Genomic DNA, 24,566 nt, shown 5'->3' with positions numbered 1-24,566 from the left:
GGCGCGGTAACTTTCGGTTCGTGATTGGGTGGGAAGCTTGCGATTGCATCCCCGATATTGGGAAAACAAACTCGAAGAATTTCGAGCGATAGCAATTTCAAGGGGTCCTGCAAATTGCAATATCATCGAAACAACGAAGTCGTTATTTTTCGTCGTTGCCCGATTCAATGCCAGATGTTTCTTTACAAGATATTCATTCCCCGGCATACTGTCCGCCGCACGAATGTAAAGATCTTCGGAACTTCACAACACATACGCCGCCTCAGCGACACGACGAAATTATGCCTAAACTTTCCGTCAATGAGTTGTCGACCTACCGCTGGTCGTTTGAAGAAGATGTCTTCGCATATGCGAAGCACGGATTCGATTCGATCGGCATCTGGCGGGCCAAGTTGGCTGAATACGGCACCGAAAAAGGGGCCGAGCTGATTCAAGAAAACGGGCTCCGCGTCTCGTCGGTCGGTTGGGCCGGCGGCTTCACCGGCGGCGACGGGCGAAGTTTCAACGACAGCATCCACGACGCGTTGGATGCCGTCGATCTCGCGGCTCAATTGGGTGCCGAATGTTTGATCGTCGTCTCGGGCGATCGCAACAACCACACCGGATCACATTCGCGACGCCTGCTGCGTCAAGCGCTCACCGAAGTCTGTGAAGCGGCCGCGGCGTTGCACTTGGACGTGGCTCTCGAACCGATGCATCTCGGTGCTGGAACCCAGGGCTGTTTCCTGAACAACATCCAAAACACGATCGATGCGATCGGCGAGATCAGTTGGCCCGGTTTGGGATTGGTCTTCGATTCGTATCATCTGGGGCACGACCCCAACCTGTTCCAATGGTTGCCCGATGTCGCTCCTTTGGTGCGTTTGGTTCAGCTGGGCGATGCCGCTCACGTACCGATGGGCGAACAGGACCGATTGTTGTTGGGCCAGGGGAAACAAAACCTCGCCGCGATCGTCGAATGCTTCGAAGACGCCGGCTACGACGGCAGCTTTGAGCTGGAATTGATTGGCGAGTCGATCGAGCACCTCGATTACGACCAGATGTTGGAGCATTCGTTCCAAGCGATGAGTGCCCTGGTTCGCACGCCAGCGGAATCTTGAGCCGCAGAGACTCGATTCCCAATTGCCCAGGTGCGTCGCCGATCGCCAACGACTAAAATGCGGTCGTTTTATGTTCGCATTTCAGCGTCGGAGCATTCATGGCGTTCTTAAGTACAATTTCGGGGCCCTCCAAAGGGGCACGACACGAGATTCCGCCAGGCGAAATCATCATCGGTCGCCATCCCGAATGCAAAGTGGTTGTCGAAGTTGGGGCGGTCAGCCGCCATCACGCGAAGATCGTGCGGTCGGACGATGCGATCCAGTTGGAAGATCTCAAGAGCCGCAACGGCACGTTTGTGAATGGACAACTGATCAGCGGGCTGCATACGCTCCGCGAGGGAGATCAGATCCGGATCTGCGAGGTCGAGTTCAGTTTTCACACCGGCGAGCAGCCCGGCTTCATGGGGCCCGAATCGTCGACCGGCCTGTTGAACGATTCCGGTGGCAGCGGTTTTGGCGTGGTCCTTGTCGACGACGACGGGTCCGACGCTGATCTCGAATCTTCCAGCGGCCAGGTCGAAGTCCAGAAGGACAGCAGCGGCGTCGTCCGGCTCGATGCGGGGACTGATGCCAAGCTGCGCGCGTTGCTCGACATCTCGCGCTCCTTGGGCGGGCAATTGGTGTTGGACGAGGTCCTGCCGGCGACGTTGGAGAGTCTGTTCCGGATCTTCCCCCAAGCCGACCGCGGCTTCATCGTGCTCGAAACACCCGATGGCAAATTGGTGCCCCGGTGGGCCCAAAATCGCAGCAAGTCGGAAGAGGGAACCGTGCGGATCAGTCGCACGATCATCCGCCAGGTGATGAACGAGGGGACACCGATGATCTCCTTGGACGCCGCCAGCGATGAACGCTTTGAGATGAGCGAATCGATCGCCGACTTCCGCATCCGCTCGATGATCTGCGCTCCGTTGATCGACAGCAATGGCAAGGCTTTTGGCGCTTTGCAGATCGACACGATGGATCAGAAGAATCGCTTCAACGCGATCGATATCGATCTGCTCTCGTCGGTCGCAACCCAAGCCGGCGTGGCGATTCACAATGCCAAGATGCATGAAAACGCGCTCCAACAGCAGGCTGTCGAACAGGATCTGCGGTTGGCCAACGATGTTCAACACGCCTTCCTGCCGATGTCTCCGCCGGATGTCGAGGGCTACGAATTTCACAGCTTCTATCGCGCCGCGCATCACATCGGCGGCGACTACTTCGATTACGTCGACCTCGGTGAAGGACGCGTTGGGATCATCGTTGCCGATGTCGTCGGCCACGGCGTCGCTGCGGCGATGTACATGGCGAAACTGTCGGCCGAAACGCGGTTCTGTCTGGCCAGCGAACCCGATCCTGCGAAAGCCATCGATAAACTGAACGAGCGAATGTGCTCGCTGCCGGTCGAGCAGTTTGTCACTTTCCTGTTGCTTGTGCTGGATCCCAAGGAGCACACGATGACGATCGTCAACGCGGGGCACATGCCGCCGATCGTTCTCTCCCCCGATGGTAAGTTGAGCGAACCGGGGGAAGAGGAATCGGGCGTTCCGATCGCCGTCATGGACGGCTTCGAATACGAACGGATCACGGTTCCGATCAAGCCAGGGGATTTGGCGGTGCTGTACACCGATGGCATCAACGAAGCGATGGATATCAACGACGAAGAATTTGGCATGGAACGCGTTCGCGCGGCAGTCCTTGCTGGTGGCAAGCCCGAGGTGATCGGCGAGCGGATTCTTGCCGAGATCTCGGATTTCGCGGGCAACGCGCCCCAGTTCGACGACATGTGTATCGTGATCTTAGGACGCAACAAAACGTAGAGCCCAGCCAGTCTTCCTGGCCCAGTCGCACGATGGAACGAATCGAAGTCTTTTACCGCGGTCACGTCCAAGGCGTCGGCTTTCGCTACAACGCCTGCGAGCAAGCCGATGGTCTGGTCGTGACCGGTTGGGTGCAAAACTTGCCCGACCGCCGGGTGCAGATGGTCGCCGAAGGAAGCGTTGGCGACTTAAAAGAACTGCTTCGCCGGATCGATTTTTCGATGTCGGGGAACATCCGCGACAAGAGCGTCGCTTGGCAAGCTGCCACGGGGCAGTTGGCCCCGTTTCAAATCAAGCACTGATGGCAAGCGGCATCGCTTGCCGCCGAATCGGCGTGCGGCATCAGTGGTTTTCGTCTTCGCCTTCGACCGACATGTGCTTCGCGATGTAAGCCGGTTCGCCCATTCGGTCCAGCAGGCTCAATTGCAGTTCGAGCCAGCCGATGTGCCCCTCTTCGTCCAACGCGATTCGCTCGAACAGCATCCGCGAACCGAGGTCCCCTTCTTCGGCAGCCTTCTGGGCCGCGGCCGAATAAAAAGCGATCGCCTCGCGTTCATCGGCCAGGTCCAATTCGAACATCTCGTTGAGCGAATGGGCAACAACCGGAGTCTTCTGCAAGGCCAGTTCGGGTTCGCCGTTCAAAAACAGGATGCGGGCCAAGTATTCGTCCGAGTGCCCGATCTCCTCTTGCATCTCTTGACGCATCTTTGTCGCCAAGCGGTCCATGCCCCAATCGTCCAGGACGCCCGCGTGCAATTGGTACTGATGCGTCGCTGTCAGTTCCATCGAAAGAGCTGTCTGTAGATTCTTCAACGTTTCGACTCGAGTCATTTTGGGTAACCTTCGTTGCGATAGATTAAGGGGAAAAGTCTGTGGATTGCCAATAGGTTTAGCATATGCGATCGCCGGGGCGGGCCCAAGGCTTTGCAACTGGCGAATTCGTCGCGTGTGAAGTTGGTAACGCCACGCCGCCAAGCGTTTGCAAACCAACACGCGTAAACGTTATTTGGGGCGTTGGAATTTTTGCACGAACCGCCGATCGATCCATGTTTTCAACCACCAACACCAACGGCTGTGGGCGGTCCAGCGACCGAACTCCAACAGCGCCTTGCCGTCGCCGGTATTGAGGATCTTCAGGAAATCGGATTGTGGATCGAATTTATGCAGCGGCTGGCCAGCGATCGTCGCATTTAAGTTGTCCCATAACACGGGGCACTGCCGAACCGCATAGACTCCCGCTTTGGGAGCCGGCGAAGCGACGATCGTCCCCGCGTCGCCGACGGCAAAGATTCGCGGATCGGTCAACGATTGGAGCGTCGCCGCGGTGGCGATGAATCCGCGGTCGTCGGTCTGCAAGCCGAGCTGCTGCAACACCGGCGGAGCTGCAGCGCCGGTCGCCCAGATCACGCAATCGGCAGCGTGGCGTTGGCCGTCGTCGGTCGCTAGATCGGTCTCGCCGACCTCAACGACGCGGCGTGACCGTTGAACGGTAATCCCGCGTCGTTCCAACAGGCGCTCGATGCGGCGGATGCTGCGCGACGTCATCCCATCGGCGACGTGCTCGCTGCTGGTGAATATCTCGATCGCCAAGGTGTGCTTTGCGTCGCTCTTGGCAGCCCGCGCTTGCAAGCAGCATGCGATCTCGACGCTGGCGACGCCCCCGCCAACGATGGCAACGCGCATCGGTCCGCCGGCGGTTCGCGAGGCGGTCTGCAGTCGCGTGTCCAGACGCTGGAGAAACGTCTGCATCGGTTTGATCGGGACCATCAGGGGCGAAGCCGAATATTCAGCCCAGCCGGCCGGCATCGAACCGACGCCGATCGAGAGCAGGTCGAAGGGAATCGATGGGTGATCGTGAAAGTGGATCATGCCGGCAGCGAGATCGAGCCCGCTGGTATCGGCCAGGATAAAGTCGGCCCCGGCGCGATCGGCCAGGCTGGCAAGGTCGATCCGCATCTCATCGTCGCCGAATTGTCGGCCTAGCGTTCCCGGCAGCATTCCCGAGTAGGTCGCCGTCGGAAATTTGCTGATGCAGATCAAACGGCAGCCCGGAATCGGATCCTCCTGCCAGCGATGGGCGATATCGGCATTCGTATGCCCCATCCCCAGCAGCACGATGTTCTTAGTTGCCGCTTCGTCGAGCTTCGGGCTCACTTGGTCACCTGTTCGTATTCCGCGGGAACACTATATCGGTCGCTGTAGGTGTGGACGCGGTTGGTCGGTTGACCTTCCAACGTGACCAGCGGCAGCTTGGCGTCGACCCACTTCAGGATGCTGCCCTTGTAGTTCTTCACGTCGACGCCGTCCTTCGCCAGTTGTGCCGCGTATTTGCCGCTGCGGCCGCCGACGGTGCAGTAGGCGATCACGGTGCGGCCTTGATATTGTTGCTGGTTCTTTTCGAATTCCGCCTTGGTGATCGCGCCGGGGATCACCGAGACGTTGACCTCCGCGTCGCTGCGGACGTCGACAACAACAAAGTCGGGGACCGGGGCGGTGGTCCCGGCGGCTTGGGCTTTCGCTTCCGCATCGCGTTGCGCCGCGAGTTGTTTGTTGAGATCGGCGGTGCTGATCGTCGGCACTTTGGGGCCGAACCCAAACAGGCTGCCCAATTGAGCTGGTGCCGGTTGCGCGACGAACGCAAGCAACATCAGCGAGGCAATCAGAAGAGGCATGAAGTTTCGATACATGAGAATCTTACGGCGTGATGGGGTTGCAGAATTGAATGTCACGGTCGCGTGCATGGTCAGGTCGTTGGCGACGGATTCGCGGCCAACCATGAAGTATACCCGCCGCTTAAGTTGGCGACGTCGAATCCATGTTGCATCAAGATCCGCGTCGCCAAGTAGCCTCGTTGGCCAACTTTGCAATAAGCGATGATTCGGCGATCTCGCGGCAGTTCGGCGATTCGCTCGCGCAGCGATTCCAGCGGGACGTTGGTCGCTGCGGGGATGTGGCCCGACGCAAACTCGGCTTCGCTGCGAACATCCAGCAGGAAATGATTCGCCTGCGATTCGGCAAGCGACGCGTCGGCGTGGACGATCGGTTGGTCGCCGCGGACGACTCCAGAGGCGACAAAGCCGGCCATGTTGATCGGATCTTTGGCGTGTCCGTACTGCGGCGCGTAACAGAGTTCGACCTCTTCCAGATCGTCGACGGTCATCCCGGCTTGAATCGCCATCGCGACGATATCGATCCGTTTGTCGACCCCTTTGCTGCCAACGCCTTGGGCTCCCAAGACCTTTCCCGTGCTAGGATCGAAGATCAGTTTCAACGTCATCCCTTCGGCACCGGGATAATAGCCCGCGTGATCGGCGGGGTGAATGTAGACTTTTTCGTAGGGCGTCCCGATCCGCTGCAGAATCTTTTCGCTCAGTCCCGTCATCGCCGCTGTCTTTTCAAAGACCCCAACGATCGCTGTCCCTTGCGTTCCGCGGTACTTCGAGTTGCGCCCGTAGATGTGATCCGCAGCGATCCGTCCCTGCCGGTTTGCCGGGCCGGCAAGCGGTATCTGCACCGGCGTCTTGGAAACGAAACACTCGACTTCGACAACGTCTCCCACGGCGTAGATGTCCGGATCGTTGGTCTGCATGTTCGCTGTCGTTTGGATTCCACCGCGAGCTCCGCAGACGATGCCCGCTTCGGCAGCCAGTTTGCTCTCGGGACGAACGCCGATGCAAACGGCGGCAAAGTCGGCGTCCAAGGTTTCGCCCGAGGTCAGTTGCACTCGCAGGCCGGTCGGCGTCTCTTCAAAGCTCTCCACCGAAAGGCCCAATCGGATGTCGACACCTTGCTGTCGCATGTGGGCGTCGATCGGCCCGATCATCTCGCGATCCCAAGGAGGCAGGATCTGGTCGGCCAGTTCGAGGATCGTAACGGCGATCCCGCGACGGACCAAATTCTCTGCGATCTCGATGCCAATAAATCCCGCGCCTAGGATCACCGCTCGCTTCGATCCCGACGTCGCCATCGCGTGCATCCGATCGGCATCTTTCAAGTCGCGCAATGCGAGGACTCGCGAACCATCAACGCCCGGGATCGGCGGCCGGAACGGAGAAGCTCCCGTGGCGATGATCAGTTTATCGTAAGACTCGCTGGTTTCCTGCCCGGTGTCGAGATTGCGAACCTGAACTTGGTGCGCTTCGCGATCGATGCGGATCGCTTCGCTGCGAGTGCGAACGTCCAGACGCAGCCGATCGCGGAGCATCTTCACCGGCGCGACTAGCAGTTTGTCGCGCGACTGAATCTTGCCGCCGACGTAATAGGGAAGGCCGCAGTTTGCAAACGACGGATGCTCCCCGCGCTCCAGCACGACGATCTCCGCTTTTTCATCCAGTCGGCGGGCGCGGGCCGCAGCCGATGCGCCACCGGCGACACCACCAATGATCACGATCTTCATCAACTTCTCCAATGCTTCGACAGCCTTAACGATTCGATGCTCTACCCTCAAGCACCTGCCCAAAGCAGATGCCTATCCATTTAAACCCAAACCGTTCAACGAAGGAGCCTCGGACCGTCGCAAGAATTAGCGGCGGGATGTAGCGGACGAGGTTACGAGTCCCAGCGATTTGGTCTGATGCATGCAAATGGACTCGTAGCCTCGTCCACTACGCTTCGTTGAACGGTATTGCATTTAAACCACTCGCAGGGCGCCGATGATCATACCGAACACGATCCACCACCACCGGCGCACTGATTCCAAGGCATCTTGCCGAGCATCGACGCCATGCCACAGGTGCCTGTCGCGCCGGCGAACATCAGCCCGGCGCCGACGAAGGCGGAAAGCCCGATGAAGTAAGGATGCACAAAGTAGCCAAGCACAGCCCCGAGAAGCACCAGCGAACCGGCGGTCAGTTGCACCTGCTGCATCAACGGCATCGTCTGCTTGCCGCGGACGACGGGCAGTCCCGCCTTGTCCCAAGCCGTGGTGCCTCCTTCGACATTGACGATGTTTTCGAAACCGGCGTCGACGAACTTCTGGCAGGCTTTCGTCGAACGATTGCCTCCTTGGCAGATCACATACAGCGGCTGGTCTATTGATCCGTTGCGGTCGGCGAAAACCGAGCGCGGATCCAATGAATCCAGTGGCACGTTGCGAGCTCCCGCCGCGTGCACGCTGCGGAATTCGCTGGGCATCCGGACGTCGATCAATTCGACGTCGCCGTTCTTTTGCAGTTCGGACAGTTGAGTGACTTCGATCGATTTCATTTCAAGATCTCCCGAGAGGTGGACAGTTGGACTATTGTTCGTGATGTCGCAAGTTGACGATGTTTTTAGCTAAATAAGAGACGTGTATCGATTCTCGTTTCTTCCGTTGGCTATTCGCTCAGGAAACGCCCTTCGATACAGGCCATCAATTGTGACAGGTGCGGTTCGGCGACGCTGTAGTAGACGCGACGTCCTTCGCGTTGGCTGTCTAGGAAGCCGCACCGCTGCAGCAGTCGCAGGTGTTCCGAACCGACGTTGTCGGGGATTTCGCAATCCGCAGCCAATTCGCCCACGGTATAACGGCCATGCAATAACATCTGCACAATCCGCAGGCGAACCGGATGGGCGAGGGTCTTCAAGCATTCCGCTGCCGCAGAAAAATCTTGCACGCTGCCGCGCGGCTTCGTTTGTTTTTTGGCTGCTGTCATTTCATCTCCTCGGTGGCTACTACTAATATATGTCGTAATGTTGCGACATGTCAATGAATCATTCTGGTGATTATTCGTTTGCAGTCGCGGGGCTTGAGCCGCTGGGCAAGGCTCACGAGGATGGAGAGGCCGGTTGGCTTGCCGCTCTGCGTTGTTGCAGCCGGATGCGGAAAGGATGACAATCGATGAACCTCTAGCGGGTGGTGACGGACGCCACCTGCAGAGTTCACGCCTTCCGTTTGGCCCCTCCTTCAGGAACTATCGATCGATGAATTTGCGAATGTTGTTGTGTGCTGTTAGCTGTAGTCTCTTGATCCTGTCGGGATGCGATTCGAAGATCGCGGGAAAGTCGGATGGGACCGATTCCGCGGCGACTTCGCAGGACCAGGCGTCGCAAGCCGCCGGCGATGAAGCGGCTGCGGCTGGCGAAGCTGCCGTCGAGTTGACGCTTGCCGATTGGCCGGCGATCGAAAAAGAGATCGCTGCGGCGGGCAAGCCGGTCGTGGTCGACATCTGGAGCACCGCCTGTGCGCCCTGCATGCAGGAGTTCCACGGTTTGGTCGAACTGCACGATGCACATGGCGAGAAGATTCGCTGCATCTCGGTCTGCATCGATTACATCGGGATCAAATCGAAGCCGCCGGAAACCTATAGCGACGCGGTCGCTGCGTTTTTGAAATCGCAGAAGGCGACGACGACAAATTTCCTGTCGACGACAGCTGACAGCGATATCTACGAAACGCTGGAACTCGATTCGATCCCGGCGGTCTTTATCTACGCTGCCGATGGGACGCTGACGAAGCGGTTTGTCGACGCGGGGGACGACGCCGGGTTCACGTATGCCAAAGATGTTCGCCCATTTGTCGAGCAAATGTTGGCATCGGAGTAGCTATAATTTGCCATCCGCCCACCGGGCGTTTCGATTCGCGGGGCCGATTTGCGTCGGCCCATTCCCGATCTCCCTTGTACAGGTTTCACCATCATGAAGTACCGCAGCTTTGCTCTCCTGTTGTTCAGCCTTTGCATTGTGGGGGCCGCCCGCGGCGACGATTCGCAATACAAGCACGGCCCCGATTCGAAGCCTCGCGAGGGCGTACCGCAGGGCAAGGTAACTCAACACGTCTGGGATAAGAGCAAGGTTTTTGAAGGGACGAAGCGTCGCTACAGCGTTTACGTGCCGGCGCAATACGACGGCAGCCAGCCGGCGGCGTTGATGGTCTTTCAAGACGGTCACGCCTACGAATCATTGAAGGGCGATTTCCGAGTGCCGACGGTTTTCGACAACTTGATCCACGACGGATCGATGCCGATCACGATCGCCGTGATGATCGATCCGGGGACGAAGAAGGAACTGCCCGAGAAGCGTGGTTGGAAACCAACTCCTTCGAATCGCAGCTTTGAATACGACACGCTGTCGGCCGATTATTCGCGGCTGCTGTTGGAAGAGATCCTGCCGGAAGTGGGCAAGCAATACAAAATCACCGACAACCCTAAACTGCGAGCGATCGGCGGGATCAGCTCCGGCGGGATCTGCGCCTTCACCGCGGCGTGGGAGCGGCCCGATGCGTTTGGCAAGGTGCTGAGCCACGTCGGCAGCTTTGTCAACATTCGCGGCGGTCACAACTGTGAAGCGTTGATTCGCAAGACGCCCGTGAAACCGATTCGTGTCTTCCTGCAAGATGGTTCGGGCGATCTCGATAACGATCACGGCAACTGGCCGCTGGCGAATCAGGAGATGGCGAAATCGCTGGCCTACAAAAACTACGACTACAAATTTGAATACGGCACCGGCGGACACAACGGAAAACATGGCGGAGCGATCCTGCCCGAATCGCTCCGTTGGCTGTGGCGCGACTGGAAGCAAGAGACTCCCTAGTCCCAGTCGCAACGGCGCGAAGCAGGTTTGGCTTCGTCGGATCTTTAGGAGCTAAGCAGCAAGCAGGGAATTTTCTAGTTTAACCGCAATACCGTCCACTACATCCCGCCGCTAATTCTTGTGACGGTCCGACGCGCCTTCGTTGAACGGTATTGAGTTTAACCGCGTGGGCATCGCCCCGCGTTTTTCAGGCCGCGCGGCCCGATGGGCACGCGGTTAAACGAAAAAATACAATACGACCTGCTTAGGGATCGCGGCGGAGGTCGTACGAGACCTCGGCCATATGCCGCGAAAAGTGCTGACGCCAACGCTCTGCGTCGTATTGGTAATCGGCGTCGGGGGCGAGCGTCATCAGCGCCGACAGCACCGGCGGGTTGCGAACCTTCTGTTCGATTATCTTCTCTTTCCCGCCGCCAAACGAAAAACCGCCTCCGCCGCCACCATTGCGGTCGAAGCTGGAACTCATGCTCGGCCCGCCGCCGGTTTTTGATTTATGCGTCGTCACCAAGGCGTCGGTCAGGGGGAGGATCGATCGCGGGTCTTTCATCGCCATCAAGGCATTGGCGGCGATGCGGACCTTCTTGTTGTCGTTGTCGCGGAGCATCGCGATGTAAGTGTTGACGGCCCGCGGTTTGGCGAATTGTTCCAATCGATCCATGCAGGCTTCGCGGATCGCCGGTTCAGGATCGAACAGGCTGGCCATGATCAGGGCGTCGGCCGCTTCGGCTGTTTCCCATTTGGATAGCAGTTGGACCCACAGCATCCGAACTTGGTCGGGATCCTCGCGTTGGACCAACAGTTTGCCGATCGCTGCCGACGCGATGGGGTCATCGATTGCGGTCAGCTCCGCCAGCGATTCATCTCCCGACTTTCCGCCTTTCAGGACGCGGCTCCGCAGTCGTTTGATGGTTTGAATCCATTGCTTCTGTTGGATCTCTAGTTCGCCATCGGCCTCGAGCATCGCCACATCGGCGGGCACCTTCCATTTGCCTTGGTGGTAAACCAAACCTCGCGAACGTTGCAGTTCGTCGATCAGAATCCACTTGCCGTTAAACGACGTGTAGCCCAAGGAGGCGCGGGCGGTTGCGTGTTGAGGATCCAAACGAATCACATGTCGAACCTGGCGATCGTATTGGGGCAGCAGAAGATTGGCTTTGCACCAACGGGCCAATTCCCAGTGGGCCTCGGCTTGATCGGCCGCGTCGATTCGGCGGGTCTGGTACTGTTTGATCAGATCATCTTCTTTGTCGACCCGTGCGACTTCGCCTTGCGTCAGCGAAATTTGGATCCCGTTGCCGATATCGACGAGGATCAGCTTCTGTTTTCCCATCGCCAGCGGTTTGACGCTCCCCGATACGCTGCCGCCACCGCGAAGATAGACGACCTCGGCATGGCAAGCATTGGCGGTTGCGGCAACCATTAATAGGATGACCCATCGACGCATGGCGTACTCCTGGTGGCAAAACCGCGCGAACGGCAAATCCGTCTCCGCGCGCTTCGAAACTGGCGATCGGCTCCTTATCGTTAAGGCTCCCACGACCAACCGACGATATAGTTTAAGCCTAACGCACTGGCTGGCTCGATAAAACGGAAAACCGTTGCTTTCTGCCAGTGGCCGGCGGATTGCAGATTTGCGTGGCGCAACACGCACGATCGCATCGACAATTCCGGTCGCGAGAGTCACCGATTTCGGCTTGCTCGCCGAAAAAAGGACTCCAGTTTGTGGAGTTTTTTTGCGAGCGACGCTCTCAGGCCTCGAGCCGCTGAGAGCGGTAAACTAGCCCGCTGACGGTTCGCGGCGACGTGGCAGCGGGGGCGTGCGACGAGGAAATCGCATCGGAATCATCGATTTCGACAGTGATTTGCCATCGAAAGCCCTTGACGAACCGACCCGAAGATGGATACTTAGCGATCAAAACCAACCATTTAACTCATTGCTATTGCGCTCGGCTCGCGGAAATATAACGAATGCCAACGATCAACCAATTAGTACGAAAGCGTCGCAAGCTGGCCAAGAAAGTCAGCAAGGCTCCCGTTTTGGAAAAATGTCCACAACGCCAGGGTGTTTGCTTGCAAGTGCGTACGATGACGCCAAAGAAGCCAAACTCGGCTCTTCGCAAGATCACTCGTGTTCGCTTGAGCAATGGCAAAGAAGTCACTGTTTACATTCCGGGCGAAGGTCACAACCTGCAAGAGCACTCGATCGTGCTGGTTCGCGGCGGTCGTGTACGCGATTTGCCGGGTGTTCGTTACCAAGTCGTTCGCGGTGCTCGCGATACTTTGGGTGTCGACGGACGAAAGCAAGCTCGCAGCCGTTACGGTGCGAAGAAGAGCTAGTTTTGCAAAGACGAACCCGTTGCCCGATGCCAGTCGGATCGTTCGGGCGGCGAGTCGTTTGTACTATATTTTTTACCGCAGTTCACCGAATTCAGTTTAGAGACCTCCATGGGACGTATTACCGCCAGCCGTTCGCAGTTAAAGCCTGACCCCCGGTTCAACTCGGTGCTTGTCAGCAAGTTTGTCAACAATCTGATGGTTGATGGCAAGAAGACGATTGCTTTGAATGTGTTCTACAACGCGCTTGAGGAAATCAAGCGGCGGAAGGCTGATCTGGAACCATTTGAGGTCTTCGAACAAGCGATCGAAAACGTCAAGCCACACATCGAAGTCCGCAGCAAGCGGGTTGGTGGTGCTTCGTATCAGGTTCCAATGCAGGTCAATCGTTCGCGTCAGCAAGCGTTGGCGTTCCGTTGGATCTTGGGCGCGATTCGCGACAAGAAGGGGCGTCCGACTCACATGAAGTTGGCCGACGAATTCTTGGCAGCGTACAACAAAGAGGGTACCGCCTACACCAAGCGTGAAAACACGCACCGTATGGCCGACGCCAATAAGGCGTTCGCTCACTTTGCTTGGTAGTCTCGCTACAGCAAAACTCATCTACAAAGCCGCACGCCTTCGTTGGTCTGCGGCTTTTTTCGTGTGACGCACACCCCCCCCTTTCCAACAACCCGATCAGATCACGTCATGGCAAAGCTGACACAAATTCGCAACATCGGCATCATCGCTCACATCGATGCTGGCAAGACGACCGTGACCGAGCGGATGCTGTACGTCAGCGGGATGAAGCACCGAGTGGGGCGTGTCGATTCGGGGACCACCGATACCGATGACGATGCGGAAGAGCAGGAGCGTGGGATTACGATCTACTCCGCCTGCGTCAAACTGAAGTGGGGCGATTACGACATCAACCTGTTGGATACTCCCGGCCACGTCGACTTCACGGCCGAAGTCGAACGCTGCTTGCGAGTCCTCGATGGTGCGGTGGTTGTCTTCAGTGCTCGCGAAGGGGTCGAGGCGCAAAGCGAAACCGTATGGCGTCAGGCGAACAAATACGGCGTGCCGCGGATCGTCTTTATCAACAAGCTCGATCGCGAGGGGGCGGATTTTTACGCGGTTCTCGATGACATCGGTCCGCGTCTGGATGCCACACCGGTCGCAATTCAGATCCCCGTTGGAATCGGGCCGGCGCACACCAGTAATCCATTCCGCGGCACGATCGATCTGATCGAACGTAAGTTCCTGCAATTTGATCCACAATCCGAAGGCAAGCAGGTTCAGATCCAAGATGTTCCCGAGGAGATGGTCGACGATGTCGAGGTCTATCGTGAACAACTGCTCGAGACGTTGTATGGCTTCAGCAACGACCTGATGGAGCGCGCGATGAACGAGCAGGAGATCACGCCCGACATGATCCGGGCGGCGATCCGGGAATCGTGTATCCGTGGCGAGATCCAGCCCGTGATGTGCGGTTCGGCGCTGCATGGGATCGGTGTTCAACCAGTCTTGGATGCTGTGGGGCACTTCTTGCCGAGCCCCTTGGATCGTCCGCCGGTCACCGGCATCGATCCCAAGAAGCCGGACGTGATCATTTCTCGAAAGCCCGATCTGTCCGAGCCAATGTGTGGTCTGGTGTTCAAGATTCTGCCGGCCAAGACGGGCGATAACTACTGGATCCGCCTGTACAGTGGGTCGCTCAAACAGAACTCCCGCGGCTACGTTCCCAACCGCGATAAGAAAGAAAACGTCGCCCAGTTGTGGCAGCTGCACGCTTCGAAAAAGGAACGCGATGGGCAGATCGAATCGGTCGGCGCCGGCGACATCGTCTGCGTGATCGGGCCTCGATTTGCGATCACCGGCGACACGATCTGCGACACGCGTGAGATCATCGAATTGCCGAGCATCACGTTTGCCGACACCGTGATTTCGATGGCGATCGAGCCGGAGAACACTGCGGAAAAGAAGAAGTTGAGCGAGACGTTGGAGATGTTCAAACGTCAGGATCCAACCTTCGACGCCAAGGAAAATGAAGAGACGGGGCAGACGTTGATCAGCGGAATGGGCGAGCTGCACCTGGAAGTGATTCAGCATCGCTTGACCCGCGACTTTGGATTGAAGGTCAAGTTTTATAAGCCGCGCGTCAACTATCGCGAGACGATTGGCGGCAAAGCCGAAGTGGTCGGCGTTTGCAATCGTCAGCTGGGTGCGACGCAGATGTTTGCTCGGGTGAAGATCAGCATCGAACCGCTGGAAGATCCCTCGGCGACCGCGATCGTGTTGGACAATTGTCCGCCCGATGGCGGGTTGCCCGATCAGTTCCGCCCGATCGTGATCGACGAACTGAAGAACCGTCTGGAAGGGGGCGGGCATATCGCCGGCTTCCCGTTGAGCGGCTTGCGAGTTCGCGTCTTGGGAGCGGAAGCTGCGGAGGAGGGAAGCGACGACGTCGCCTTCCGCATCGCCGCGAGCGATGCCTTTGAGCAGGGGCTGAAGCAGGCCGGTCCGGTGCTGTTGGAGCCGTTGATGCGATTGGAGATCACCACCCCCGACGACTACATGGGCGACATCGTTGGCGATTTGCAACAACGTCGCGCGATCATCGCCAAGACCGAATCGCGAGGGATGATGACCACGATCATCGCCCACGCGCCGCTGAAGGAACTGTTTGGGTACTCGTCGGCGATCCGCAGCCTCAGCCAAGGCCGCGCCGGCGCCAGCATGGAGCCTCACGGCTACCACGCTGCCCCCGCCGAAGACGCTGCCAACTTCAGCTTCTAATTTCCAATCGTCGTTTAACCGCAACGAAGGGGCCTCGGACCGTGGAAAGAATTAGCGGCGGGACGTAGTGGACGAGGCTACGAGCTGTTGATTACCCACAAGTCGCAACTACGCCGACGGCGTGGCAGCCATTAGCCGGTGGTTGAGCGAACGCGATACCACCGGAATGACACGAGACGCGAACGGCCGACCGCGAAGGCGGTCGCAGCGCAACTGCATGGGATTCTGCGACCGCCTTCGCGGTCAACTTAGCGAGTTACGTTCGATACCGTAGGTGGCGCTGCGCTTACCTACGGCTAATTGCTTGATTCCCTTCGGGAAATTTGTGGGTAACCGACAGGAGGTTACGAGTCCCAGCGATTTGGTCTGATGCAAAAGGACTCGTAGCCTCGTCCACTACGCTTCGTTGAACGGTATTGTGTTTAGCCGCATGCCCATCGGGCCACGCGTTGGAAGACGCTATCTGCGCCGTCGCAAGGGACGCTGGGGCTGATCCCGCCGTGCGCCAGACCATCTTGGGCGACGCATTTTTCCGGGACAGTTGCCCGCTTGATCCACGTTCTCGATTACGATGGTTGCGCACCGGACTGTCCGCTGATTGGGACCGCGGTGGCAACATCGATGTTCTCTTCGTCCTCTCCCCTCCTGTTTCACTTGGAAACCCGCCCATGAAAAAGTTGCTGTTTGTTGTCTTGGGGCTACTGGCCACTGTCGCTGGCGTCGCCCACGCTCAACCCTCCTCTGCGTTGACCTTTAACGATCCCAACCCGCAGCGGTACCAATTGAAGGCGCGGGCCAGCGAGTTGGATCCGCGAGTGAAGGCGCATCCAGAGATCGATTTCTTGATCGAGACAAAGGATGGCAAACCGGCTGATTTCCAACAAGCGGCAGTCGACACCCGCGTCGCGCCGAAGGGGAAGTTGGTGATCTGGTTGATGGGACACAACCAAGGTCTGTTCGATCGCTGGAACAGCTATGGCTTGCACGCGATCCGTGTCCACTACGCCAACAAATGGTTTTCGATCTGCTGCCGCGAAAATCCGGTCGGCGAAGAATGCCGGGGTAACATCCGCTTGGAAGCGGCCACCGGCGAAGACTTCAGCAGCGATGTCGACATTCCCAAACCGGACGGCATGATGGCGCGGGCACTCAAATTTGTGCAGTGGCTGGCGAAAGAGAATCCTCAAGGCGGCTGGGATTACTTCTTAACCGAAGATGGCGACGGCCTCCGCTGGGAGGATGTGATCATGTCGGGCAGCTCGCACGGTTCGACGACGGCGGCGCGGTTTGCGAAGCATCAGAAGGTCAGTCGAGTCGTTGCGTTGTGTGGACCTCGCGACAATTACCAAACCTGGCAATCGCTCCCTTCCGCCACTCCCGAGAACCGATACTTTGGCTTCTCTCACGTGCTCGACGGTGGTTGGACGGCGGACCACTATTGCCGCAGCTGGGAGATGTTGGGCATGAACAAATTTGGCCCGATCGTAAACGTCGACAAGATCGGTCCCCCCTACCAAAACACCCGTCGCTTGATCACCGATTTCGACGTCGACGGCAATACGCGACGAGCACACAGCAGCGTGCAACCAGGCGGCAGCGCCGGCAAAGACGCCGATGGCAAATACATCCACGAAGCGGTCTGGAAATATTTGTATACCCATCCGGTCGATGTGGTTGGTGAACCCACGCCGCCGGATGCAAGCTGTATCAAGAACCAACGCTAAACCATCTTGTCCGCCGACAAATCGGGTGCATGCACCCGATGGTGCTGAACATGAAACGCTTATCTGCCTGTACGATTGCGGGGACATAGAACATGCTGAATTGGTTTTATCCATTCGGCACCGTAGAATATGGTGAAACGGAACCAAACTGGCATGAGTTCACCACTGCAATCGACCGTGTACGTTATCGCTGGACCTAACGGAGCCGGCAAGACGACATTCGCCCGTCGCTATTTGCCGTATTTCGCGGGTTGCCAGGAATTTGTAAACGCTGATTTGATTGCCGCTGGACTTTCACCGTTCAACCCCGAGTCGCAGTCGGTTGCTGCCGGTCGTTTGATGTTAAACCGTATTGAAACTTTGATCAGAACAAGAACATCGTTCGGATTTGAAACAACGCTTGCTGGTCGTGGGCATGCTAACCGGTTGCGTACGATGAAAAAACTTGGATACCGAGTATCCTTGTTTTTCATCTGGCTTCCATCCGTCGAGCTAGCCGTGGCTCGAGTTGCAACGCGGGTCAGAGAAGGCGGGCACAATATTCCAGAACCACACATCCGTCGTCGTTACCAACTTGGCATCAACAACTTTGCGTCGCTATACAAGCCCGTTCTCGACGAATGGATTATCTATGACGGATCGAGCCGACCTGGTGAGATCATTGTCGGAGAGCAGGACAATGTTCGCCGAGTCTATGACGATGCGCGGTTTGCTGAACTCAAACAATTGTCCCCGGAACTAATGCGATGATTCGAGACAACACACCTGAGCTAGTCCGTAAGGCGAACGCGGCAATGCAGCAAGCGGCAGCCGATGTCCTGGTTCGCGCCCGCCAGTACAACACCCCGATCGTTCTCTGGCGTGACGGCAAGGTCGTCGAAGTCGATCCGTTCTCTGAGGAATTTGACCCACCGCCGAAAACGCCACCCGCCGCAGGAATGGAATAGACGACGCGTTCATTTACACGTCTATGGATTCGTTTCTGAACCGATCGGCCACCATCCGGTCGACGTGGTTGGTGAAGCCACGCCGCCGGATGCAAGTTGTATCAATGATCAGCGATAAGAATCATCGCGTTGCTGCGGCGGTTATTTAACCTCCAACAGCAGACTCTCCGAATGACTGTTGAACTCCGGTGCGTACATGCACTGGATGTTGGCGTATCCCGATTGATAACTGCCTCGCAATTGAACGCGCGTCGAATATTCGAAGACGTATGTTCCCTTGGGCAGGTAGTCGATGAAGAAGTGGCTGGCGGTATCGCGCGTCGATTCGTAATAGGCCAGTCCATCCTGGTACTTGTACTGCGACAGCACGTTGACCGGTTCGGTGCCGCTGCCACGCTGATCCTTCAGATGCACATACTCCATGTCGCGATCGGTCTTCAAAACGATCCGGACTACCAATTCATCGCCGACTGCGATCGGCCCGTCGACAGGTTTTAGAACCGGTCCGTCTTTGGTCGTCTGTTTGACGTACAGCTGCTTGGTTAGCGTCAGCGGCGTACCGGCATGAGGCGTGATCTTGGCGATGTCTTCCATGTATTGCCATGACACGCTTCCCCAAGCGACACCTTTGTCGACCTTCGTAACCTTGATCTTTCCTTGCTGCGGCGTCACCTCCGCTCCAGCGAACCGCTCCTCATAAAAGCCGGTTCCGGCTTCGACATCTTTCGGTTCCACCCTCTCTCCGCCCAGCTCTACGCGGACCAATTCGCTGGACGCCAACAGATCGGTGCCTCGCAGCAATAGCGCGTAGACCGCATCAGCAGTCGCTTTGGTCGTCTTCCAGTCCTGCGTCTGCTTTTGCTTGAGCAACCAGACCTTGCAGTCTTCGACCGCGGCGGCATCGTCCATCACTTCGTCGAACGCTTCGATCATCATCGCCTGCGTTTCGATCGGAGCCCGATACCACCACCACGACTGCTCGGTGTCGCGCCAGAACATTCCCATTTCCTGATCGCTCACCGATCGCTCTTTGATCGACGCCATGATATCGATCGGCGTCTTCAGATCGCCAAAGCGCTTTAGGGCCACGGCCAGATGCGCTTGCGATTGGCGGTTGTTCATTTTCAGCCAATGTTGCTTCGCTTGTTTCAACCAAAACAGGACAGCGGTCCGATGTTCCGCGGCGACAGGTTGATCTTCCAAGAAGAAGCTGCGGCCATACAGATACAACGCGATCGTCGCTGTCAGATGATTGTCATCGCGTTTGCTTTCCGCGATGTCGGCATATTGCTTGGCAACCCACGCATCCAAGCGGGGCAGCGATTTCACGGCCGCCGCGGTATCGACATCAACGCCCAAGTGACGCATCCGTCCAAAGCCCGTGGTGATGTAAAGCGTGATGTAGTCGTTGGCCGGGCCGCCAGGGAACCAAGGCCACGCGCCGTCGTCGCGCTGTTGATCGGCCAGCTTCTTCAGCAGCCGAGCGGTCTCGTCGTTCAAGCGGTTATCGTCGAACAAGATCCCCACGTTACGGCGAGCTTGCGATTCGGATTCCGCTTGTCGCAGCCAAGGCGTCTCTTCGATCATTACCGCTTTGAGGTCCTGGTTCTTCATCAACGGACTCTCCAGCGCCGGCGTCCCACGCCATTGTTCGAAGACGCGATGGATCTTCGGATCGCTGCCGGCGATGTGCCTTGCCAAAGCGTTGGCATACAACCGGCTGAACGTCTGCTCGCTGCACTGGTGTGGGAATTCCATCAGGTAGGGCAGCGCCATCACGGCGTACCACGACGGGTTGGAAACCATTTGAACGTCCAACGATTGATGACGCAGCGAATCGGAGTCGCCCGATTTCAGCAGCTTTTCAAAATCGAACTCCACTGTTTGTGGACCGCGAATCGGCAGCGTTTGCGATTCGGTCACCAGCACGCGTTGCGACAAGACGGGCAGATACCCTTCTTCTCCGTCGGACAATCGTCCCGTCGAACCAACCGCTTTGTAGGTCAGGAATCCAATCCCGTCGGGAATCTGAATTCGCCAAGCCGACGACTTCGATTGCCCCGCGGCGATCTCAAACGCTTGGTCGCGTTGATCGTTGCCGATCGCAGCATCGACGCTGTCGCCGGTTCGCGCTTCGGCAAAGCTCAGCCGCACCGTACCGGTCTGCCGCGTAGGCGATTGGTTGCTGACCTTCACTGTGAATTCCAAGACGTCCCCCTCGCGAACGAATCGCGGCGGATTGGGTTGAACCATCAAGTCTTTTGCCGTCACCACGGTATCGGTCAACAGCCCGGATCGCAGTTCGTTGTCGTGAGCGAATCCCATGAACCGCCACTTCGTCAATGCCTCGGGCATCGTGAACTCCATCCGCACCGTGCCGTCGTCGCCAGCGATCAAATGCGGAAAGAAGAAGGCGGTTTCGTTGAGGTTCTTTCGCGCCGAAACGTTTTCCAGATCGAGATCGGCCGCTGGCGGCTGCTCGTCGGCGGGTGCCCCTTCGGCAACGGGAGCACTCGCGACCTGCGCGTTGGAATCCTTTGCCATTCCCTTTGCCATCGCCATCGGCGCTGGAGCGGCAGCGGCAAACGAATCGGCTTCCATCATCCCGAGGCCACCAGCAATGCCTCCGCCTCTTCGACTACGGAACTGAACATTGCCCCGCATGCCGTAGATTGCGTTGATGATCTCGCCGGGGAACGAGCGGTAGATGAGCGACGCATCGCGGGCATCGACGTTCCAATTGAAGAGCAGACCTTGCAGCTGCTTTTGTTGGTTTTCAAATTGCGAATAAACGTTGCTGCGGTTATGCCGGAAGACATGGAATCCATCGGCCCAATGGTGCGGCAGATAAGCATCCAACGACGCGTCGTACATCCCCGCGACCATCTCGGCGGCGGCTCGCTTTGCATCGGGAGCGTCGATCACCGCGGTCCAGGTTTGCTTTTGCGCGGGTTCAAGCTTGGAGACAAAGTGCTCCCAGCGAACCGTCAGTTGCTTGTTGGTCCAAGGGACTTCGATCTGCCGCGATTCCAGGTAGGCTCGGTTTTCGCGAACCATCGTTGTTCGCAGCGACAGCCCGCCGCGCATCGCTTCTTCGATCGGTTGTTTGATCTGAACCTGAGTCACCCCGGGGGCGGTCCAGAAGCTTTGTAGCAGTTCGCCTCGATGTTCGATCTCGACGAACGCGCGAGCGGTGTCGTATCCGCTTCCCCAGACGCCCACAAATTCCTCGCCCGGTTGGACCGACCATGCAGCGGAAGCCAACAGGTTGGGGATCTTGATCGACAATTGCTTTGCATCGGGATCGACCACCTGGATCGGCAGCAACGCGGTGACCGCCTTGCCGAATCGATCCTTCGTTTCGAAGACCGCTCGATAGATGCCTGCTTTCAACTGGACCGAAGCTTCCGCTTGCCCGCTGGCGTCGATCTGAATCGCTTGTTCAAACGCGACCTCCCCTAGCGCCCACGAATTGGGATTGGCGGGATCGGGTTTCGGAGCGTCTGCCAAATCGATTGGCCTTCCCGCTCGGCGGTACATCGGCCGCGGTTGGTTCGACAATCTACCGCGAGCTGGCCGTTCGGGCTGCTGTAATGCATAAACCTTCAGCACGCCGTCGGCCGCGATCGCTTCGCCATCCAACGTGGTAGTGCTGAGTTGGATTTGTGTCGGTGCGTCAGTCGTCTGCCAATCGTCGCTGGAAACCGTCGCTCGCAAAGCGACAAAGCCGACGTTCACTTGGCGGCTGCCCGAACGCGTTTCGCCCGTCGTGTCGACGACATCGGCGTAGATCGTGAACTGGAATGAGGCTTCGCTTTCGGGCGATACCGACGGATCGGGACGGGCGTCGAAGCGGATGTCGAAGCTGCCGTCGGCGGCGGTTGTCGTCGTGCCATGAGCGATCTCCTGCCCGGCATCGGGAACTTGCGGGATCCACCAACAACGCCACGACCACCAGATCGGATAGCGGACTTCACGGACGACGCGCCAGCGAACCTCGGCAGTATCGATCGTCGCGCCGGTATACGCCTTGGCCGATCCCTGCAGATTGACTTCACCGCCAAGCCGGGCGGCTTCCTTAGGTGCGTCCAGCGAAACCAAGAACTTTGGCCGCTTGTACTCTTCGACCGTGACTTGCGTTGCCCCGTTCGGTTCGCCCACCACTTGGATCGACATCCGCCCCATCAAACGATCGCGTGGCGTGTTGAAGCTGCCGCTGAAACTTCCGTAATCGTTGGTGCGATGTTTCTGCCGCTGGATCTCTTTTCCATTGACGTCGTTGAAGACCACTGTCAATTCGCGACCGGCAATCGTCGCGTAATCGTCCTTCTGCTGGTCGACTCGCAAACAGATCCCCTTGTATTGGATCGTCTGCCCCGGGCGGTAGATCGATCGGTCGGTGAAGAACCGTGTCTGTTCATCGGGTCGATGTTGTCGGTTGTTCTGGTAGCTGTCGACGTTGTGTATCGAAGAGAGTGCGTTGTCGCCATCGACGACGTGAAAGACCATTCCTCGCAATCGCTGGCCACGGAATTCGAACCGCCCGTTTTCATCGGTCTTCGTCGACGGGAGCGGTTGGCGGCGGTTGCCGTTGTTCGTTCGCTGCCATGCTCGCACGTTGGCATTGGCCAACGGATCGCCGCTGCGGGCGTCCAAGACAAAGCCGTCGACGAATCCATCGCCGTTGTGATTTCGCAATACGAGAGCCAGATCGCTAACCCAAATCTCCGTGAACGACACTTGGTTGTCGGCGCGGACAAATTCGGGATGGTGGCTGGCGATCAGATAATAAGCTCCCGGCTTCAAATCGTCGGGCGTCGGCAATTCTTCGACGCGTTCTTGGTAATCGGTTGTCGCTGGCAGATCGGCATCCCAAGCCGCGACCGGCGTGCGAGCCAGTAGTTCCTGTTGCTGACGCTGATCCAATTGCTCTGAATTCCAGCGATCGGATTGGACAAAGGCTTCGAAATCAAACGGGACCAAGCGGAAGTAGATCTTGGTGACGTTGCGGTATTGAACGTCGATCGTCGGTAGTGGTTCGTTCCAGACGCGTTCGGTCGAAACCTGCGCCGAACGGGCTTCGATCTGCTGGATCAAGTTGAAACAGAGAGCTCCGCCAACGCTCTTGGGAAAATTCTCAAGCCCTTCGCTGGCGATCTTATGCGCCTCGACCAAGTCCCCTTCGTCGCGAATCGTTTGCGCCAGTTGCGCGTTGCCTCGAGCAGAGATCTCGTGTCCGGCGGTCGCTTCGATGAAACGTTTCAGCGACGCCTTAAATCGCGAACTCTTCTCTTCGCCAAACGCCTTGTTATTGCCAAACACCAAACGGGACAGATCGGCATCGTAGAACGCCGACTTGTCATCATCGTTTTGATGGAAGACCAACAGATCTTGATACAGCTGGATCGCCCTCAACGTGGGCGATTCCGCGTCGTCGGTCGGCGGTTCCCAAGCGATGAAGTCGGCGGCGGATGCGAAGATCGGGCTGTCGGCTTGCAGATCAAAAGCGTCCTGCGAACGGGCACCGGCTTGTTCGCCCGCGGCATAAAAATCGATCGCGTCGAATACCAGGAAATCGTAAAGCGTCGGGCGGTAGGCGTCCGGCGCGTTCCCCTTGTTCAATAACGCATCGTATTGATCGATCGGCGTCTTTTGCAGCGTTTCGGGAGCGGCGAGGGCCAGCTGGAAATGCTTGTCGATTTCAGCCAGGATCTGCGGCAATGCCCAGGTGGTAAAGTCGTCGCTGGGGGAGGTGGCGGTTTCGGTGCGCTGCATGAAACGCCAGCGATTCTGCTGGAAATATTGCCAGTACCAATTCGCTAGGATCGCCTGCATCACAGGCCGCATCGGCTCGGGAGCCTTCTCGATCTCGGCGGTCATCCGAGTGACTTTTTCCTCGGGCTTATCCCCTTGGATCGCACCTTCCAGAGCGATCCGTTGGCTGATCGCTTTCACAGCTTCGGCGTACGCCTTGTCTTGCAACGCGCCATCGATAATCGGCTGCAACGCCTCGATCGCGGTCTTGGGCAAACCTTTGTTCATCGCGTCTTCGACAGCCTTCCATTGAGTGTCTCGAGGCCCCGCCGCCGAGGTGACCGCAAATGCGATCAGCATGGAAAGGCAGGGGGCGAATAGCCGTAAATGAGTCAAGAGTCTGATCCTTCCTACGTGTTGAATAGCTTCGGTGCAGCGCACGGAACGTGAAATCATAGGCATGGACGCCAAATCCGACCAATGCGCACCCGAGAAAGTCGACGAATTTTGAAATCTATTCGGCCCTCCAAAAAACAGAGCCGTCCCCGATGAGTTCCGCTACGGCCTCGTTTAACCGCAATACCGTTCAACGAAGCGTAGTGGACGAGGCTACGA

20 protein-coding genes are annotated in these 24,566 nt (G+C 57.7%); 12 read left to right on the top strand and 8 right to left on the bottom strand.

Going from position 1 to position 24,566, the window contains the following annotated elements; all coding sequences use genetic code 11:
* Nucleotides 1-281: 281 nt before the first annotated feature.
* The 3 genes from EC9_RS20500 to EC9_RS20490 all read left to right on the top strand — a co-directional run bounded on the left by EC9_RS20500 (nt 282) and on the right by EC9_RS20490 (nt 3,204).
* Nucleotides 282-1,100: a sugar phosphate isomerase/epimerase family protein gene (locus EC9_RS20500; protein WP_218934300.1), complete on the top strand. Its 819-nt coding sequence runs from the start codon at nt 282-284 to the stop codon at nt 1,098-1,100.
* 98 nt (nt 1,101-1,198) lie between these two features.
* Nucleotides 1,199-2,902, top strand: coding sequence for a SpoIIE family protein phosphatase (locus EC9_RS20495; RefSeq protein ID WP_145347979.1), 1,704 nt, complete (start codon nt 1,199-1,201; stop codon nt 2,900-2,902).
* 32 nt (nt 2,903-2,934) lie between these two features.
* Nucleotides 2,935-3,204 carry an acylphosphatase gene (locus tag EC9_RS20490; protein ID WP_145347978.1) on the top strand — a complete coding sequence of 90 codons (270 nt, stop codon included), beginning with the start codon at nt 2,935-2,937 and terminating at the stop codon, nt 3,202-3,204.
* A 40-nt stretch (nt 3,205-3,244) separates the two neighbouring features.
* Here EC9_RS20490 and EC9_RS20485 read toward each other — a convergent pair whose 3' ends face one another.
* From EC9_RS20485 to EC9_RS20460, 6 genes are all read right to left on the bottom strand, one after another.
* The gene (locus EC9_RS20485; protein ID WP_145347977.1) at nt 3,245-3,733 is read right to left on the bottom strand and encodes a bacterioferritin; all 489 of its coding nucleotides are present in this window, start codon (nt 3,731-3,733) and stop codon (nt 3,245-3,247) included.
* Nucleotides 3,734-3,904: 171 nt separating this feature from the next.
* A complete protein-coding gene (locus tag EC9_RS20480; RefSeq protein WP_246105801.1) occupies nt 3,905-5,056 on the bottom strand; it encodes an FAD-dependent oxidoreductase in 1,152 nt (383 codons plus the stop codon).
* Nucleotides 5,053-5,574, bottom strand: coding sequence for a rhodanese-like domain-containing protein (locus tag EC9_RS20475; RefSeq protein WP_246105800.1), 522 nt, complete (start codon nt 5,572-5,574; stop codon nt 5,053-5,055). The genes EC9_RS20480 and EC9_RS20475 overlap by 4 nt, the downstream gene beginning before the upstream one ends.
* 71 nt (nt 5,575-5,645) lie before the next feature.
* A complete protein-coding gene (locus EC9_RS20470; protein WP_145347975.1) occupies nt 5,646-7,298 on the bottom strand; it encodes an FAD-dependent oxidoreductase in 1,653 nt (550 codons plus the stop codon).
* 260 nt (nt 7,299-7,558) lie between these two features.
* On the bottom strand, nt 7,559-8,107 hold the full coding sequence (locus tag EC9_RS20465) for a rhodanese-like domain-containing protein (protein WP_145347974.1): 549 nt from the start codon (nt 8,105-8,107) through the stop codon (nt 7,559-7,561).
* A gap of 110 nt (nt 8,108-8,217) precedes the next feature.
* On the bottom strand, nt 8,218-8,535 hold the full coding sequence (locus tag EC9_RS20460) for an ArsR/SmtB family transcription factor (RefSeq protein WP_145122891.1): 318 nt from the start codon (nt 8,533-8,535) through the stop codon (nt 8,218-8,220).
* A 53-nt stretch (nt 8,536-8,588) separates the two neighbouring features.
* Here EC9_RS20460 and EC9_RS27185 point away from each other — a divergent pair, with 53 nt between their 5' ends.
* From EC9_RS27185 to EC9_RS20450, 3 genes are all read left to right on the top strand, one after another.
* A complete protein-coding gene (locus EC9_RS27185; protein WP_261342885.1) occupies nt 8,589-8,714 on the top strand; it encodes a hypothetical protein in 126 nt (41 codons plus the stop codon).
* An 89-nt stretch (nt 8,715-8,803) separates the two neighbouring features.
* Nucleotides 8,804-9,424 (top strand): TlpA family protein disulfide reductase, encoded by a 621-nt coding sequence (locus tag EC9_RS20455; protein ID WP_145122890.1) that lies wholly within the window; start codon nt 8,804-8,806, stop codon nt 9,422-9,424.
* Between the two features lie 93 nt (nt 9,425-9,517).
* A complete protein-coding gene (locus EC9_RS20450) occupies nt 9,518-10,411 on the top strand; it encodes an alpha/beta hydrolase (protein ID WP_145347973.1) in 894 nt (297 codons plus the stop codon).
* A gap of 244 nt (nt 10,412-10,655) precedes the next feature.
* On the opposite strand, the gene EC9_RS20445 is transcribed toward EC9_RS20450, so the two are convergent.
* Nucleotides 10,656-11,855: a HEAT repeat domain-containing protein gene (locus EC9_RS20445; RefSeq protein WP_145347972.1), complete on the bottom strand. Its 1,200-nt coding sequence runs from the start codon at nt 11,853-11,855 to the stop codon at nt 10,656-10,658.
* A gap of 524 nt (nt 11,856-12,379) precedes the next feature.
* Here EC9_RS20445 and rpsL point away from each other — a divergent pair.
* From rpsL to EC9_RS20415, 6 genes are all read left to right on the top strand, one after another.
* A complete protein-coding gene (rpsL, locus tag EC9_RS20440; protein ID WP_145122887.1) occupies nt 12,380-12,748 on the top strand; it encodes a 30S ribosomal protein S12 in 369 nt (122 codons plus the stop codon).
* 108 nt (nt 12,749-12,856) lie between these two features.
* Nucleotides 12,857-13,327, top strand: coding sequence for a 30S ribosomal protein S7 (rpsG, locus tag EC9_RS20435; RefSeq protein ID WP_145347971.1), 471 nt, complete (start codon nt 12,857-12,859; stop codon nt 13,325-13,327).
* A 108-nt stretch (nt 13,328-13,435) separates the two neighbouring features.
* Complete coding sequence (gene fusA, locus EC9_RS20430) at nt 13,436-15,526, top strand: elongation factor G (RefSeq protein ID WP_145347970.1); 2,091 nt, start codon at nt 13,436-13,438, stop codon at nt 15,524-15,526.
* Between the two features lie 668 nt (nt 15,527-16,194).
* On the top strand, nt 16,195-17,250 hold the full coding sequence (locus EC9_RS20425; RefSeq protein ID WP_246105799.1) for a BPSS1187 family protein: 1,056 nt from the start codon (nt 16,195-16,197) through the stop codon (nt 17,248-17,250).
* Nucleotides 17,251-17,403: 153 nt separating this feature from the next.
* Nucleotides 17,404-18,000 (top strand): zeta toxin family protein, encoded by a 597-nt coding sequence (locus EC9_RS20420; protein WP_145347969.1) that lies wholly within the window; start codon nt 17,404-17,406, stop codon nt 17,998-18,000.
* Nucleotides 17,997-18,197 (top strand): hypothetical protein, encoded by a 201-nt coding sequence (locus EC9_RS20415; RefSeq protein WP_145347968.1) that lies wholly within the window; start codon nt 17,997-17,999, stop codon nt 18,195-18,197. Before EC9_RS20420 ends, EC9_RS20415 begins: the two co-directional genes overlap by 4 nt.
* Before the next feature lie 141 nt (nt 18,198-18,338).
* Here the strand turns inward: EC9_RS20415 and EC9_RS20410 are convergent, their stop codons facing one another.
* Nucleotides 18,339-24,311, bottom strand: coding sequence for an alpha-2-macroglobulin family protein (locus tag EC9_RS20410; RefSeq protein ID WP_246105798.1), 5,973 nt, complete (start codon nt 24,309-24,311; stop codon nt 18,339-18,341).
* Nucleotides 24,312-24,566 lie beyond the last annotated feature (255 nt).

Origin of the sequence: Rosistilla ulvae (assembly GCF_007741475.1) — a bacterium.
Taxonomy (GTDB): Bacteria; Planctomycetota; Planctomycetia; order Pirellulales; family Pirellulaceae; genus Rosistilla; species Rosistilla ulvae.
Note: the sequence above shows the minus strand (reverse complement) of the source record. Positions and strands in the feature narration are given on the sequence as shown.

Excerpts from the sequence above, each read along its gene's own strand:
- EC9_RS20500 (WP_218934300.1), top strand. The coding sequence starts at position 282 with ATGCCTAAACTTTCCGTCAATGAGTTGTCGACCTACCGCTGGTCGTTT.
- EC9_RS20495 (WP_145347979.1), top strand. The coding sequence starts at position 1,199 with ATGGCGTTCTTAAGTACAATTTCGGGGCCCTCCAAAGGGGCACGACAC.
- EC9_RS20490 (WP_145347978.1), top strand. The coding sequence starts at position 2,935 with ATGGAACGAATCGAAGTCTTTTACCGCGGTCACGTCCAAGGCGTCGGC.
- EC9_RS20485 (WP_145347977.1), bottom strand. The coding sequence starts at position 3,733 with ATGACTCGAGTCGAAACGTTGAAGAATCTACAGACAGCTCTTTCGATG.
- EC9_RS20475 (WP_246105800.1), bottom strand. The coding sequence starts at position 5,574 with ATGCCTCTTCTGATTGCCTCGCTGATGTTGCTTGCGTTCGTCGCGCAA.
- EC9_RS20470 (WP_145347975.1), bottom strand. The coding sequence starts at position 7,298 with ATGAAGATCGTGATCATTGGTGGTGTCGCCGGTGGCGCATCGGCTGCG.
- EC9_RS20465 (WP_145347974.1), bottom strand. The coding sequence starts at position 8,107 with ATGAAATCGATCGAAGTCACTCAACTGTCCGAACTGCAAAAGAACGGC.
- EC9_RS20460 (WP_145122891.1), bottom strand. The coding sequence starts at position 8,535 with ATGACAGCAGCCAAAAAACAAACGAAGCCGCGCGGCAGCGTGCAAGAT.
- EC9_RS27185 (WP_261342885.1), top strand. The coding sequence starts at position 8,589 with ATGAATCATTCTGGTGATTATTCGTTTGCAGTCGCGGGGCTTGAGCCG.
- EC9_RS20455 (WP_145122890.1), top strand. The coding sequence starts at position 8,804 with ATGAATTTGCGAATGTTGTTGTGTGCTGTTAGCTGTAGTCTCTTGATC.
- EC9_RS20450 (WP_145347973.1), top strand. The coding sequence starts at position 9,518 with ATGAAGTACCGCAGCTTTGCTCTCCTGTTGTTCAGCCTTTGCATTGTG.
- EC9_RS20445 (WP_145347972.1), bottom strand. The coding sequence starts at position 11,855 with ATGCGTCGATGGGTCATCCTATTAATGGTTGCCGCAACCGCCAATGCT.
- rpsL (WP_145122887.1), top strand. The coding sequence starts at position 12,380 with ATGCCAACGATCAACCAATTAGTACGAAAGCGTCGCAAGCTGGCCAAG.
- rpsG (WP_145347971.1), top strand. The coding sequence starts at position 12,857 with ATGGGACGTATTACCGCCAGCCGTTCGCAGTTAAAGCCTGACCCCCGG.
- fusA (WP_145347970.1), top strand. The coding sequence starts at position 13,436 with ATGGCAAAGCTGACACAAATTCGCAACATCGGCATCATCGCTCACATC.
- EC9_RS20425 (WP_246105799.1), top strand. The coding sequence starts at position 16,195 with ATGAAAAAGTTGCTGTTTGTTGTCTTGGGGCTACTGGCCACTGTCGCT.
- EC9_RS20420 (WP_145347969.1), top strand. The coding sequence starts at position 17,404 with ATGAGTTCACCACTGCAATCGACCGTGTACGTTATCGCTGGACCTAAC.
- EC9_RS20415 (WP_145347968.1), top strand. The coding sequence starts at position 17,997 with ATGATTCGAGACAACACACCTGAGCTAGTCCGTAAGGCGAACGCGGCA.
- EC9_RS20410 (WP_246105798.1), bottom strand. The coding sequence starts at position 24,311 with ATGCTGATCGCATTTGCGGTCACCTCGGCGGCGGGGCCTCGAGACACT.